The organism is Meinhardsimonia xiamenensis, assembly GCF_900102905.1.
GTDB classification, from domain to species: domain Bacteria; phylum Pseudomonadota; class Alphaproteobacteria; order Rhodobacterales; family Rhodobacteraceae; genus Meinhardsimonia; species Meinhardsimonia xiamenensis.
In genome coordinates this window covers 81,914-96,062 of sequence record NZ_FNFV01000007.1, presented here as the reverse complement: position 1 = coordinate 96,062, position 14,149 = coordinate 81,914, and the positions used below count along the sequence as shown (strand labels likewise).

The 14,149-nt window shown below is 67.8% G+C and carries 14 protein-coding genes; 2 read left to right on the top strand and 12 right to left on the bottom strand.

Annotated features, from left to right (window positions below; translation table 11 throughout):
- Positions 1-903 (bottom strand): DMT family transporter, encoded by a 903-nt coding sequence (locus BLQ14_RS13510; protein WP_092501098.1) that lies wholly within the window; start codon positions 901-903, stop codon positions 1-3.
- 28 nt (positions 904-931) lie between these two features.
- Positions 932-2,020: a signal recognition particle-docking protein FtsY gene (gene ftsY, locus BLQ14_RS13505; protein WP_092501097.1), complete on the bottom strand. Its 1,089-nt coding sequence runs from the start codon at positions 2,018-2,020 to the stop codon at positions 932-934.
- 105 nt (positions 2,021-2,125) lie between these two features.
- On the opposite strand from ftsY, the gene BLQ14_RS13500 reads away from it, so the two are divergent.
- Together BLQ14_RS13500 and BLQ14_RS13495 are read left to right on the top strand one after the other, a co-directional pair.
- Positions 2,126-3,229, top strand: a complete 1,104-nt coding sequence (locus tag BLQ14_RS13500; protein ID WP_092501096.1) for an alkane 1-monooxygenase — start codon at positions 2,126-2,128, stop codon at positions 3,227-3,229.
- 8 nt (positions 3,230-3,237) lie between these two features.
- Positions 3,238-3,654 carry a hypothetical protein gene (locus tag BLQ14_RS13495; RefSeq protein WP_092501127.1) on the top strand — a complete coding sequence of 139 codons (417 nt, stop codon included), beginning with the start codon at positions 3,238-3,240 and terminating at the stop codon, positions 3,652-3,654.
- On the opposite strand, the gene rnd is transcribed toward BLQ14_RS13495, so the two are convergent.
- The 10 genes from rnd to soxA form a co-directional block, all read right to left on the bottom strand.
- Positions 3,651-4,853, bottom strand: a complete 1,203-nt coding sequence (rnd, locus tag BLQ14_RS13490; protein WP_092501095.1) for a ribonuclease D — start codon at positions 4,851-4,853, stop codon at positions 3,651-3,653. The genes BLQ14_RS13495 and rnd overlap by 4 nt on opposite strands.
- A gap of 233 nt (positions 4,854-5,086) precedes the next feature.
- Complete coding sequence (locus BLQ14_RS13485; protein WP_092501094.1) at positions 5,087-5,539, bottom strand: DUF6691 family protein; 453 nt, start codon at positions 5,537-5,539, stop codon at positions 5,087-5,089.
- Between the two features lie 3 nt (positions 5,540-5,542).
- Positions 5,543-5,980, bottom strand: a complete 438-nt coding sequence (locus tag BLQ14_RS13480) for a YeeE/YedE family protein (protein WP_092501093.1) — start codon at positions 5,978-5,980, stop codon at positions 5,543-5,545.
- A 241-nt stretch (positions 5,981-6,221) separates the two neighbouring features.
- A complete protein-coding gene (locus tag BLQ14_RS13475; protein ID WP_092501092.1) occupies positions 6,222-6,659 on the bottom strand; it encodes a DUF302 domain-containing protein in 438 nt (145 codons plus the stop codon).
- A gap of 128 nt (positions 6,660-6,787) precedes the next feature.
- Positions 6,788-8,056 (bottom strand): NAD(P)/FAD-dependent oxidoreductase, encoded by a 1,269-nt coding sequence (locus BLQ14_RS13470; RefSeq protein ID WP_092501091.1) that lies wholly within the window; start codon positions 8,054-8,056, stop codon positions 6,788-6,790.
- A 92-nt stretch (positions 8,057-8,148) separates the two neighbouring features.
- Complete coding sequence (locus tag BLQ14_RS13465; protein ID WP_092501090.1) at positions 8,149-8,862, bottom strand: c-type cytochrome; 714 nt, start codon at positions 8,860-8,862, stop codon at positions 8,149-8,151.
- 9 nt (positions 8,863-8,871) lie between these two features.
- Positions 8,872-10,095, bottom strand: a complete 1,224-nt coding sequence (locus BLQ14_RS13460) for a c-type cytochrome (RefSeq protein ID WP_092501089.1) — start codon at positions 10,093-10,095, stop codon at positions 8,872-8,874.
- Positions 10,079-11,368, bottom strand: coding sequence for a sulfite dehydrogenase (gene soxC, locus BLQ14_RS13455; RefSeq protein ID WP_092501088.1), 1,290 nt, complete (start codon positions 11,366-11,368; stop codon positions 10,079-10,081). Before soxC ends, BLQ14_RS13460 begins: the two co-directional genes overlap by 17 nt.
- Before the next feature lie 74 nt (positions 11,369-11,442).
- Positions 11,443-13,140 carry a thiosulfohydrolase SoxB gene (gene soxB, locus BLQ14_RS13450; RefSeq protein WP_092501087.1) on the bottom strand — a complete coding sequence of 566 codons (1,698 nt, stop codon included), beginning with the start codon at positions 13,138-13,140 and terminating at the stop codon, positions 11,443-11,445.
- 137 nt (positions 13,141-13,277) lie between these two features.
- Positions 13,278-14,147, bottom strand: a complete 870-nt coding sequence (soxA, locus tag BLQ14_RS13445; protein WP_092501086.1) for a sulfur oxidation c-type cytochrome SoxA — start codon at positions 14,145-14,147, stop codon at positions 13,278-13,280.
- Between the last annotated feature and the right edge of the window lie 2 nt (positions 14,148-14,149).

Here is a 14,149-nt window from a genome sequence, read left to right as displayed (position 1 = left end):
TCAGCCACCCGCCTCAACTATCACGGCGCCCGCGGCGATCAAGGCCATCAGCATCAGCCGGCGCGGGCCGACGCGCTCGCGCAGAAAGGCCCAGCCGATCAGCGCGGCAAAGACGGTGGAGGTCTCGCGCAGCACGGCCGCCTCGCCCACCTTGTCGAGCCTTGTGGCCAGCATCACGAAGCCGAAGCTGCCGAAGGCGATGAGCCCGCCCGCAATGCCTCTGAGCGCGAGCGGCCCGAGCGCGGGGCGGTGCTGCATGTTCCACCAGCGCAGCGCAGCTATGGGTGGGGTGGAGAAACCGTCGAGAAAGAAGAACCAGGCGAGAAAGGTGAAGGGGTTGGCAGTGGATCTGATCCCCCAGGCATCCCATGTGGTGTAGAGGGCGACAAAACCGCCGGTGACGACCGCGAGAGCGAGTGCGGCCGGAAGCGTCTCGCGCGCCTCGGTCACATGGCGCAGGTTGTAAAGGGCGAGCCCGTAGATGCCGGCGAGCAGCACCACCACACCCAGCCACTGGGTGGCCGTGAAGGTCTCGCCGAACATCGCCCAGGCTCCGATGACGGCAAAGAGCGGCCCCGTGCCGCGCACCACGGGATAGACGACTGTATAGGCGCCGCGCGTGTAGGTTAGCGCCATCAGGATCTTGTAGGCGAAATGGATGACGAAGGCGCCCGCGAGAATGGGCCACAGATGCGCCTCGGGCCAGGGCACCACGAAGAGCGCGAAGGGTGCCGCCATCAGCCCGTAGGCCGCGTCCATCGCCCCGCGCGACAGCCACGGATCATGCCGGCCCTTCTGCAGGGCACCGAAGGCCGCGTGCAGGAAGGCGGCGATGAGCGCCAGCACCATGGCCAGCGTGCGCCCGGCCTCGGTGCCCTCGAGCGAGATCAGCCAGTCGCTCACCACCCCCTCCCGACCGGGTGAAGGCCGCTCACGCCTCTAGCCCCACCAGCGCGCGCGCGAACTCCTCGGGGTCGAAGGGGGCGAGATCGTCGATCTGCTCGCCGACGCCGATGGCGTGGATCGGCAGGCCGAACCGGTCGGCCAGAGCCACGAGCACCCCGCCCTTCGCCGTGCCGTCGAGCTTGGTCATGATGAGCCCGGTGACATCGGCCATCTTGCGAAAGATCTCCAACTGGGAGAGCGCGTTCTGCCCCGTCGTGGCATCGAGCACGAGGATGGTGTTGTGCGGCGCGGTCGGGTCCTTCTTGCGGATCACCCGCACGATCTTGGCAAGCTCCTCCATCAGATCGGCCCGGTTCTGAAGCCGCCCCGCAGTGTCGATGAGCAGGATGTCGGCGCCCTCCTCTTCCGCTCGCGTCATCGCGTCGAAGGCAAGGCTTGCGGGGTCGGCGCCCTGCGGCGCGGTCATCACCGGCACGCCCGCGCGCTCCCCCCAGACCTGAAGCTGCTCCACGGCGGCGGCGCGGAAGGTGTCGCCCGCGGCGATGATCACCTTCTTGCCGGCCGCGCGCAGCTGCGCGGCGAGCTTGCCGATGGTCGTGGTCTTGCCCGAGCCGTTGACGCCGACGACAAGCACGACCTGCGGCTTCCTGTCATAAAGCGGCAGCGGCCGGGCCACGGGCTCCATGATGCGGGCGATCTCGGCGGCGAGAAGCTCCTTGAGCTCCTCGGTTGAAAAGCGCCGGCCCATCCGCCCCTCGGCGATGTTGGCGGCAACGCGCATCGCCGTCTCCACCCCCATGTCGGAGGCGATCAGGAGCTCCTCGAGGCTCTCGAGCATCTCGTCGTCGAGGGTGCGGCGCACCACCGGCTTCGCCCCGCCCCGCCCGACGAGGCGGCCAAGAAGCCCCGGGCGCGCGGGTTCCTCGCGCTTGTCCTCCGGCGCGGCGGGCGCGGGCTGCTCCTTCGCCCTTGCGGGCGGCGTCGCCGGGGGCGCCGCCTCGGCGGCGGGGGTTTCCTCCTCGGTGCCGCCCTCCTCCACGATCGCCTCGAGCCCTTCCTCGAGGCGCGAGGAGGAGCGTTTCAGCCGTTCGCGGAGCTTGGAGAAGAAGGACATGGCAAAGCCTCGGTTTTCTCGCCTCCGACCCGAGTTAATCGCTCGCGCGCGGCAAGGGAAGGGCCGCCCGCATTTCGCCTCTTTCCTACGCTATGATCGCGGCGCATGTGGGGACGGGTGATTCTCTTCGCTCTGGCAAGCCTCGGGCCGGTGCCGCTGATCGCGGCGGGCGCGGCCTGGGGCGGGCTTTGGGCGCATGCCGCCTTCCTTGCGATGACGCTTCTCGTCTTCCTGCTCGACGAAGGCGGCGGAGCGCTCTTCGGCCGCGAGGGGCTCAGCACCTTCCCGCGCATAGCCGCAGCCTTGCCGGTGGCGCTCGCGCTCGCGCATTTCGCCTTGTTCTGGTTCGTCATCGCCGCCCTTGCCCGCGGCGCGCCGGGGCCATGGGGCTGGCTGCCTGCCTTTCTCGCCGCGGCCTTGTGGTTCGGGCAGGTGTCGAACGCCAACGCCCATGAGCTGATCCACGCCCGCGACCGGCTGCGCCGCCGCCTTGGCGTGCTCGTCTATGTCAGCCTTCTCTTCGGGCACCACGCCTCGGCACACCCCCTGGTGCATCACCGCCATGTCGGAACGCCGGCCGACCCCAACTCGGCGCGCAAGGGGCAGAGCTACTATTCCTTCTGGCGGCAGGCGTGGATCGGGTCGTTCCGCGCCGGGCTTGCTGCCGAGACCGCGCGCTGCAAGGCGGCGGGGAGGCGGGGGCTGCTCGGCCATCCCTATACCGGCTACATCGCCGGGGCGCTGGCGGCACTCGGCCTGAGCTGGGCGCTTGCCGGCTGGGCGGGGGTGGCGGTGCACTTCGCGCTGGCTTCGCTGGCGCAGGCGCAGCTTCTGATGTCGGACTATGTGCAGCACTACGGGCTGAGGCGGCGCGAGGTGGCGCCGGGCCGGCTTGAGCCCGTCTCGCCCCGCCACAGCTGGAACGCGCCGCACTGGTTTTCCTCACACATGATGCTGAACGCGCCGCGCCACTCCGACCATCACGCGCATCCGCTCAAGCCCTACCCCGCGCTCGAACTGCCCGAGGAGCGCGCCGCCCCCACCCTGCCCTACTCGCTGCCGGCGATGGGCATGATCGCCCTCTGGCCGCGCGCCTGGCGGCGGGTCATGGACAGGCGCCTTGCAAGCTGGGAGGCACCGGCGGAAAGTGACCGGCGCGCCCCGCCCGCGCCACGCGATGCTGGCACCGGGCAGCGGGCCGGTGCATGATGCGCATCATGGGCAGATTGACGGCCGCCGCATCCGCCATGGCTCTCGTGAGCCTTCTCCCGGGCGCCAGCGCGGCGCAGGACGCGCCGATGACCCCCGAGGAGTTCGAGGCCCACGTGACCGGGCGCACGCTCGCCTATGCAGAGGGCGGTGAGGTCTATGGCGTCGAGCAGTATCTGCCGGGGCGCCGGGTGATCTGGGCCTTCGTCGGAGAACAGTGCCAGCGGGGCTGGTGGTATTCGCAGGGCGAGCTCATCTGCTTTGTCTACGACGAGGAGCCCAATCCGCAGTGCTGGCGCTTCTTCCGGGCGCCGGCAGGCGGGCTGATTGCGGAGTTTGCCGACGGAGAGCCGGGGCTCTCGCTCTACGAGGCGCAGAACACCGAGGGGCCGCTCATCTGCCCCGGCCCGGATGTCGGGGTTTAGGAGCTCTCCCCGCGTTTCGGCTGGCCCTTCCTGGCGCCGTTTCCGGTCTCGACCGGCACGACCTTGCAGCCCTTCACCGCAAGCCCGATCTCGCCGCGGCAGAGCCGCAGCGCATCCTCGCCGAACACCTCCCGGCGCCAGCCCTTGAGGGCGGGGAGATTGCGCCGCCCGGCGGCGATCTCGTCGAGTTCGGAAGCGGTGGCAATGAGCTTCTGCGCCACGCCGTATTCGTCGGCCTTGGCCTTGAGCAGCACGCGCAGCATGTCGGCGATGGCAGGGTTGACCTGCAGCCGCTCGCGGCCATTGTCGAGTTTCGGGCACTCCTCCGGGGGCACCGAGAGCCCCGCCTCGACCGCCGCAAGGATGCCCTCGGCAATCTCGCCCCGGCGCGCGTCGCGCAACAGAAGCCGCGCACGCGAGAGGTCCTTCAGCGACCGGGGACGCGTCGAGGCAAGTTCAAGAAGCGCGTCATCCTTGAACACGCGGTTGCGGGGAATGTTGCGCGACTGGGCATAGGCCTCGCGGAAGCGGGCCAACTCGCGCACCACCGCCAGAAACCGTCCCGAATTCGTGCGCGTGCGGATGCGCCGCCACGCCTCGGAAGGCTCGATGACATAGGTCGCCGGGTCGGTCAGCGCGGCGATCTCCTCCTCCACCCAGGGACGGCGGCCGGTCTCGTCGAGACGGCGGGAAAGCTCGAGATAGATGTCGCGCAGATGCGTCACATCCGCCAGCGCGTAGGCCTTCTGCGCCTCGGTGAGCGGGCGGTGCAACCAGTCGGTGAAACGCGAGGTCTTGTCCACCTGGGCGCGGGCGATCTTCTTCACCAGCGTCTCATAGCCCACCTGCTCGCCGAAGCCGCAGACCATCGCCGCCACCTGGGTGTCGAAAAGCGGCCTGGGGATCACACCCCCCTCGGTGTAGAAGATCTCGATGTCCTGACGCGCGGCATGAAAGACTTTCACCACCGCAGGGTCGGCGAGAAGCTCGTAAAGCGGCGCAAGATCGAGCTCCCCCGCGATCGGGTCCACCAGCACGGCGCTGTCGGGCGCGTCGGAGGGGATGGCGAGCTGGATCAGACAGAGCTTGGCGTAATAGCTGCGCTCGCGGAGAAATTCGGTGTCGACGGTAACGAAGGGGTGGGCGCGGGCGCGCTCGCAGAAGGCGGCGAGCTCCTCGGTGGTGGTGATGGTCTTCATCTGCGCCTGTCGTGATCCTCGTGGCGGCTGCTGCGGCGACCCCCGGACAGGGTCGCGCGTGTTTAGGTGAATTGGCGCGAAAAGGGAAGATGTCCCATCGAGCCGGGCAGGCGCGAAACGCGAGGGGCCGCCCCGGCCGGGGGCGGCCCCTTGGCTGCATCTCGGCTGCATCGCCCTGCCCTGCGGCTTGCTTCTCGATGCCGCAAGCTCGTGTCACGCAACCGGTCCGGCGCTCAGGCCGTCTCGGCACCGGCGCTCTGGCGCGCGCGGCGGGCCAGCCAGCCCTGCAGGCCGCGGGCCGCGAACATGCCGCCGATCATTGCCGCGACGAAGACGAGCACCTCACCCCTGCCCGTGCCGATGGCCGGAAGCGCGCCGCCGGGGCAGAATCCGGCGATGCCCCAGCCGATTCCGAAGACGGCCGATCCGCCCACGAGCCGCGCATCGATCGTTCTGCTGGTCGGCAGGCTGAATGCGGGCTCGAACACCGGGCGCGGCCTCGAGAGGGCGATGCGGTAGCCGATGAAGGTGACGATGAGCGCCCCGCCCATCACGAAGGCAAGGCTCGGATCCCACATGCCGGCCACATCGAAGAAGTTGAGCACCTTGGCCGGGTTCATCATGCCCGAAATCGCGATGCCGATGCCGAAGACGAGGCCGATCAGATAGGTTGCGAGAAGACGCATCGCTCAGCCTCCCAGAACGTGGCGGATGACATAGACGGTCAGGCCGGTACTGGCCATGAAGGTGAGCGTCGCCACGATCGAGCGCGGGCTGAGCCGCGCAAGCCCGCACACGCCATGGCCGGAGGTGCAGCCCGAGCCGAAGGTGACCCCGAGGCCCACCAGCAAGCCCCCGGCGACGAGCGCCGGCAGCCCGACGGGAACGATGATCTCGGGCATCGCGCCGGTGACGATCATCACCGCAATCGGGCCGCTGATCATCCCGGCCACGATCGCGGCGCGCCAGGCCCAGTCCGAGGAACTTGCCGGGGCGATGAGCCCGGCGAGAATGCCGGTGGCGCCGAGCACGCGGCCCCGAAGCGCCATGAGCGCCACGGCCGCGAGGCCGATCAGCAGCCCGCCGACAAAAGAGGCGAGCGGGGTGAATTCGGTGACAGGGGTCATACCGTCCCTCCCGCGATGTTCTTGCAATCCTGTGTCTGCATGGGTCTTCCCGTTCAAGAATGGTTCCTGCCCGCCCGAAAATATGCAAATGGGACCGATCTTTCGGTGATCAAGTCACACAAGCCTCGCTTGCGTGGCGGGCAAGTCCCAGCCTCGGCAGGATCGCAGCAATCGCGCGCCGTTGCCCGGCTGCGCGCGCGGAAGGGCCGCCAGACAGGGCCCGAGCCGCCGGCCGGCGGCTCTACTGGCCCGCGGCCTCGCGCGCGATCGCGTCAAGAAGCGCCTCGACCTCGGCCATCGGGCCGTCGGGCAGGTCGCGGTAGCCGATCATCACCTGCCCCCCGCGCTCGGCGACGAAGACGCCATAGGGGCAGTGGGCGATGTTCATCGGGTCCGCCTCCATCACCTTTCTGGAGAGCACGGCCGAGCAGAAGATGTAGATGTCGGCCGCGTCGAAGATCTTGACGTCGCTGCCCACATCCGCGCCAGTACGGTTCAGCATGTCGCCCACATGGCTCACATAGTCGATCACGAGCCCCCGATCGACGATCGCGCTCTCGAGGGCAAAGCTCGCGTCCTCGAAACTGTCGGAGGTGACATAGGTGATCGCCTCGCCCGCGGCGGCGGCCTGCGCCGCCAGGGCGACGGCCGTGGTCATGGTGACGGCCAGTTTGCGCATGACTTCATTCCTTCCATTGTCGCCCGCAGCCTGCACGGCCAGGGCCGGGTTTTGCCTTGACCTGCGTCAAGGCCGCCGCGTTGCCTCGGAGGGCGGGCTGATCCGCCCCCCGCGCATCTCCCTGCCGGTCAGCCGAACATGTCGGCGGTGATGCCGGCATACCAGCCAAGCGATTCCTCGTAGGTGCGCTTGCGCAGCTCGGGATCCTCCCCGGTCTGGCTCACGAAGCCGCCGGTGGATGCTATCTTCTCGTCGGTCGCCTCGTAGGTCGCCCCCACCTTGATGCCGTCGTCAGTGGCGACCAGCGACCAGCAGGTGTTGGAGAACTTCGCCGGGAACACCTTGGAGCCGGTGAGCGCGCCCCGCACCGCCGTGGCGCAGACCTTCGCCTGACTGTTGGCCGAGAAGCCGGACTTGGGCATGTCGCCCTGCGCCGAGGCGTCACCGAGCACGTGAATGTTCTCGTCCATCCGGCTCTGCATCGTGTGCGGCACCACGGGTGCCCAGCGCCCGTCGGTGATGCCGGCAAGCTCGCAGATGCGCCCGGCCTTCTGGGCGGGGATGACGTTGCAGACATCCACCTTCTGCACCTCGCCGTCGATGACCACCTCCATGCTGTCAGGACGCACCTCCACCTTGTCGCCGCCGAAATCGGGGCCGATGCGCTCGATCATGCCAGGGTAGTGCTTCTGCCATCCCTCCTCGAACAGCGCCTGCTTGGAGAACTTTTCCTTGGGATCGAGGATGAGGATCTTGGCGGTGGGGTTCTTCGCCTTGAGCACGTGCGCGACCATCGAGACGCGCTCATAGGGCCCCGGCGGGCAACGGTAGGGGTTCGGAGGCGCCACCATGGCAAAGAGCCCGCCCTCGCGCATGTTCTCCACCTGCGCCTTGAGCAGCTGGGTCTGGCTGCCGGCCTTGTAGGCGTGCGGCATTTCGTTCTGCGCGTTGATGTCCCAGCCAGGGACCGAGCCCTCGACGAAGTCGATGCCGGGCGAGATCACCAGACGGTCGTAGTCGAGCACGGCGCCCGAGGCCAGCGTCACCTTGCGCGCGTCGCGGTCCACCCCCACGGCCCAGTCGTGCACCACGTTGATGCCGTAGTCCGAGGCGAGCTTGCCATAGGTGTGGCCGAGTGACTCGAAGTCGCGGAAACCGCCGAGATAGAGGTTGGAGAAGAAGCAGGTGTAGTACTTGCGCGTGGGCTCGACGAGCGTCACGTCGATGCCGCCGTCGCTGTCCTTGGCGATGTAGCGCGCGGCCGTCGCACCGCCGGCGCCGCCGCCGATCACCACGACCTTGGGCCGGCCATGCGCCGCGCCCCAGACCGTGGGCGCCGCCAGCGCCGATGCCGCTGCCGCCGAGGCTCCGATGAATGTCCGTCTGTTCAGTTTCATCCCTTGTCCTCCCTTTGGGATCCATGAAAATCGGGGACTGGTCGGGCCGCGCTCCGGCCTCTTTTTAATCCCTGTCGCCGACGCCTTCGCCGTCACTCCTCCTTCAGCGTGGCGAAATACGCGGCCAGGGCCGCGATCTCTTCGTTGGAAAGCCGCTCGGCAATCATCTGCATCACCGGGTGGGGGCGCAGCTTCTGCTTGTAGGCATGCATCGCAATCACGAAATCCTCCTCCGGCCACATGGTAATGGAGGGGATGCCGTCGTCACGGCCCGAGGCCTGATGGCAGGTCTTGCACTCGCTGGCCAGGTATTCGCCGTATTCGGGATCGCCCTTGATCGCCAGAACATCGGGCGCAAGCTCCACCTCGCGCCGCACTGCCGTCGGGTCGGCCTCCGGGATGTCGCGCGGGTTGTCGGAAAACTGGCGCAGATAGGCCAGAAGATCGGCACGATCCTCCGCGTTCTTCATGCCGCGGTAGCTCATGCGCGTGCCCGAGACGAGCACCTTCGGATTCGCGATGTAGGCGTCAAGCGTGTCGAGGTGCCACACGAGCCCGTCCGCCCCCGCGCGTCTGAGCGCCTTGGAATAGAAAAAGCCGTCCACCGAGGCGGCGCGACGGCCGAATATTCCGTTCAGATGCGGGCCGATGCGGTTCCTGGCTCCGGGGCCCACCTCATGGCACCCCGAACATTGCCGGAAGAGCTCGCGCCCCCTTTCCGCATCCCCGATCAGCTCGGCAGCCGCCGCCGGGAACGCCCCGGCGGCGGCAACGAGGAGGGAAAACAGGATTGCCGATCCTCTCATCTCCTCAACTCACTGGAACTGCGCCAGATAGGCGATGACCGCGGCAATGTCCTCGGGCTTGTTGAGCCCCCTGAAGGACATCTTCGTGCCCTTCACGTCACCCTTCGGATCGGCGAGGAACCGGGCCAGCCGCTCGGGCGTCCACACTTCGCCGGCCTCGCCCATGGCCTTCATCTCCGCCGAGTAGCGGAAACCTTCGGCTGCGGCCACGGGGCGCCCGACGATCCCGCTGAGGTGCGGGCCGGAGCGGTTCTTGGCGCCCTCGCCCACCTGGTGGCAGGACTGGCACTTGCGGAAGACCTTCTCGCCTGCCGCGGCAAGGGCCGGGTCGATCACCACCCCGCCCGTCTCCGGCTGCGCGCCCGAGGGTGCCTCGACCGCCGCCTCCTGCAACGCGGTTTCCTCCGCGGCCGCGGGAGCCTCCACGGCACCGGCCTCATCGCCCGTCGCGGCCTGCGTTTCGCGTGCCTGCCGCGCTTCGGCCTGTTCCGGCGTCACGTCGAGCACCACCGCCCGCATCGTGACCTCGACCGGGCCGTCCTTGCAGCCGCTCATGCAGGGCTCGCGACGGAACAGCGGATATTCGGTCTCGGGCCGGTCATCGACGATGAAGCCGTTGGCGTTGGGCATCTCGACATCGAGAAAGTTCTCGTCGGAGAGCACGAAGTCGCTGTCCACCAGATCGTTGGAGTAAAGAATGTAGGCGACGATGGCATAGACCTCGTCGGGGCTCAGCGTCTGCGCCGCGCCAAAGGGCATGGAGCGGTGCACATAGTCCCACGCCGTCGAAAGATAGGGCCAGTAGCTGCCCACCGTCTTGTGCGGGCGCTCTTCGGTCAGCGTGCCGATCCCGCCCGCCAGCGGCGGCCAGCGATCGACACCTTCGGCAAAGTCACCGTGACAGACGGCGCAGTTGTCGGCAAACAGCACCTCGCCGTCCTCGACCGAGCCCGATCCCGGCGGCAGGCCGCGCCCGTCGGGCATGACGTTGACATCCCAGGCGGCGATCTCGTCGGGCGTCGCCGGCCGGCCGAGCCCGTAGCGCCCCTCCGCGTGCCCCTCGGCCACGGCGGCCATCAGCGGCGAGGGCGGCGGCGCCGTGTATTTCGCGATCGCCTCCGAGCGATCAGGCAGCTCGGGCATGGGCGTCACGAAGCGATCGCCAAAGTTGTAGGCCAGGACCGCCACCACGGCGGCCGCAGCCGGCGCGCCGAACTCAAGAAACCTCGACATTTTCCGCCTCTCCGTTCGGCTTGACCCACCAGGTCTGGATGCCGTTGTTGTGATAGATCGAGTTGGTGCCGCGGATGGCGCGCAGCTCGTCCTTGGTGGGCTGGACATAGCCCGTCTCGTCCATGGCCCGGCTCTGCAGGAACATCTCCGAGCCGTCCCAGTCGATCTCGAGATAGAAGCGCGTGAGCGCCTTGGGCTGGCCCGGCTGCGCCAGCCGCGCCTGCTGCCAGCTGACGCCGCCGTCGAGGCTGACATCGACGCGCGTGATCGCCCCATGGCCCGACCAGGCAAGGCCGGTGATCACCAGCGGCCCCGGCCCGTGCAGGATCGGCGACTGCGGGCTCGGCGAGGTGATGACCGACTTGGCGTCCATCACCCAGGTCCACTTGCGCGCGATGCCATTGGCCAGAAGGTCGGTGTATTTCGAGGTTTCCTCGCGGCTTTCGACCGGGCCGTCGGTGACTTCGACGCGGCGCAACCACTTCACCCACATGTTGCCTTCCCAGCCCGGCACCACAAGCCGGACGGGATAGCCATGCTCCTTGCGCAGCGCCTCGCCATTGGCCTTGAAGGCCACAAGTACATCGTCGAGCGCCTTTTCCATCGGGATGGAGCGGCCGTTGGAGGAGGCGTCATGGCCTTCGACATAGATCCAGCTGCCCTCGGGCTTCACGCCTGCTTCCTCGAGCAGGATGCGCAGCGGCACGCCGGTGTATTCCATGTTGTGGATCATGCCATGGGTGAACTGCGCGCCGTTGAGCTGGGCGCCCTTCCACTCCATGCCCGTGTTCGCCGCGCATTCGCAGAAATAGACGTGGTTTTCCCGCGGGAAGCGCTCCAGGTCCCAGTAGGTGAAGACCAGCGGGCGCTCGACCAGCCCGTTGATCATCAGCCGGTAGTCCTGCTTGCTCAGCTCGATCGCCCCCGAATGGTGACGCTCGAAGGCGCAGCCCTGCGGGGTGATGGTGCCGTCAAGGGCGTGAATGGGCGTGAAGTTGACCGAGGAACGGGGGTCGGCGGTGAGCCATTCGACATGCCGCCGGATCACATCCGACTCGAAGCGGATCGGCATCCCGTAGGGAACCGCATCCACCCCGTCGCCCAGCCCCGAGGCCCATTCCTGTACCTCGAGGATCAGCGGATCGCCCTCCGCCGCGGCGGCGGCGCCCGCGGCGACTGCCGCGGCACCACCCACGGCCGCGACACTGCCCTTCAGGAAGGCCCGGCGCGAGGCGCCCTGCCCGCCATGCCGACTGTCGAACCCGTCAGCCATGAAGCTCTCCTTTCCAGTTGCCCGGCCGCCGGTACGCGGCCGGAGCCTGCCAGTTGCGCGGTGTGTCGCGGCGCTCATGCGCCCTCGACCTTCACCGAAGTATTCGGCGGCACGCTGATCGTGCCCTTGCGGCGGATGTAGGCCTCCACCACGTCCCAGATCTGCGGCCCCTCGGTGCCCTCGTTGACGCTGGCCCATCCGGCCACGACGTAGCTGCGGGCCGGGTCGATGGGCTCGCCCGTGGCCAGAAGCGTCATCTCCGAGATGCGCTCTCCCTGCGGCTTGGTGACGTCGATGCGGTAGCCCATGCCACCCACGCGCACCATGTCGCCGCCCTGCTGGTAGTAGGGGTCGGGGTTGAAGAGGTTGTCCGCGACATCCTCCATCACCACCTTCAGGAACTCACCGGTCATCTCGGTGCGGTACGCCTGACCATAGGTCATGGAGGTCACGCCGAAGATGTCCTCGCGGGTGATGTCCTCGTCGGGCAGGAGCGACGGTCCCCAGCGCACGCCGGGCGAGAGCGCGATCTCGGCCTCGCGCTCCTCAAGCAGCGCCTGGCAGATCAGGTCGTCCCAACTGCCGTTGAAGTTGCCGCGCCGGTAGAGAAGGCTGTCGGTATGGCCGATCACCTCCCTGAGTGCTTCCAGATGCGGCGCGCGCTCGGCATCGACGATTGCCGCGACCTCCGGGTCGGGCGCGATGACGTCGGAGAAGATCGGGATCAGCTTGTGCCGCCAGCCCATCATGCGCCCGTCGCGCACATCCACGTCCACGCGGCTGACGAACTTGCCGTTCGAGCCCGAGGCCACGATGATCGTGTTGCCAACCTGCACCGGCTCGGGCAGCGCGTCATGGGTATGGCCCGACAGGATGATGTCGATGCCCGGCACCCGCCGCGCCATCTTGCGGTCAACGTCAAAGCCGTTGTGCGAGAGCACGACGACGAGTTGCGCCCCCTGATCGCGCACCTCGTTGACCATCTCCTGCATGTGTTGCTCGCGGATGCCGAAGGAGTATTCGGGGAACATCCAGCGCGGATTGGCGATCGGCAGATAGGGGAAGGCCTGGCCGATCACGGCGATGAGCGTGCCGTTCTGCTCGAAGAGCTCGTAGGGCTTGAACAGCTCCGCCGGCTCGTCCCACTCGGCATCGAAGATGTTCTGCCCGAGCGCGGCGAAGGGCAGGTTCTCGACGATCTCGCGCACGCGCTCGGAGCCGAGCGTGAACTCCCAGTGGAAGGTCATCGCATCGGGCTTGAGCGCGTTCATGGCATTGACCACGTCCTGGCCTTGCGTGTGATAGCAGGTGTAGGAGCCGTGCCAGGTGTCGCCGCCGTCGAGCAGGAGCGCGCCGGGCCGCTCGGCGCGGATGGCGTTGACCACGGTGGCGATGCGGTCGAGCCCGCCCATCTTGCCATAGGTGCGGGCAAGGGCGACGAAATCGTCATAGGTGAGCGCGTAGTGCAGCGGCGAGCCGTCCTCTATGCCGTAAAGCCGGCGGAAGGCCGCGCCGGTTATGTGCGGCACCTTGCCCCGCGCCTCGCCCACGCCGATGTTGATCTCGGGCTCGCGGAACCAGATGGGCTTGAGCTGGGCGTGAATGTCGGTCAGGTGGATGAGGGTGACGTTGCCCATGGGCTCGAAGGCGAGCAGGTCATCCTGCGTCATGCGCTGCTGCGCGGCGAGCCGCGAGAAATTTCCAAAGCCCGAGGCGCCGTAGATCGAGGCGGCCGCCATCGCCCCCTGAAGAAAGTCTCGCCGCGAGATCATCCCCGGCCTCCCCCTTGTCGGTCCCGTCTCGTCCCCATTGTGCCCATTTCCCGGCACAATCATTCACATGCGATACTGTGAATGTATTAAGTCCAAAAAACCCGCGCCGAGCCCTCCCGGCGCGGGCAAATTCTCGATCAGTTGCGGACCGAGGGCCCCTCGACGCTCAGCCCGTTGCCGCGCGAGGCGACGTAAAGCTCAAGCGCCACGAACTCGGGGCTGCCCACCGGATAAGTCGCCGCGCGCGTGTCACGCACGCACCCCTTGAAGCGCGAGTGCACCGAGTTCAGCTTGGCGTTCTTCAACCGGTAGGTCGGGAAGCCATTGATCTGCCCCTGGCTCAGGTGGTCGGCACGGATCATGCGCCCGTAATTGAGCTCGTGGCAGGAGGCGCAGGACAGTTCAAGCTGACCCGTGCGCGTGTAGTAGAGCTCCCTGCCCCATTCCCAGGTCTCGCGCGCGGGCCCGTCGATGGCGACGTTCACCGGCATGCCGCGCGAGACCGAGGCGATCAGCGCGGTCATGTTGACCATGTCGTTGCCGTCGTATTTCCATGGCTCGGCCTGCATGTGCTCGGTGCGGCAGGCGTTGATCTGCATCTCGAGCGTGCGCACCTCGCCGGCCTTCTCGTTCCACTTGGGATAGACCGCGCGCACCCCCTTCATGCCGTCCTCGACCGCACCATGACAGGAGGCGCAGGACTTGCCCGCCGCGCCGTCCGGCGTTTCCCAGACCTCCGCCGCCGCCTCGACCGCAATCATAGCGGGGTTGGTGAAATCGTCCGTCTGGATGGCCTGGGTTTCGTCGGAGCGGAACCTCCAGCCCGAATAGATCGTGTCGATCCGATCTCTCAGGTGCTCCGGCGCCGGCGCCTCGGTGATGATCTCGATCTCGCCGTTGATGATCAGCTGATCCTCATCGGGATCAGCCGACGCGCCGCCCGCGAGCCCGAGCCCGGCGCCGATGGCCAGCGCCGAGCCCAGCGCGATCTTCTTCAGATCGTTCATGT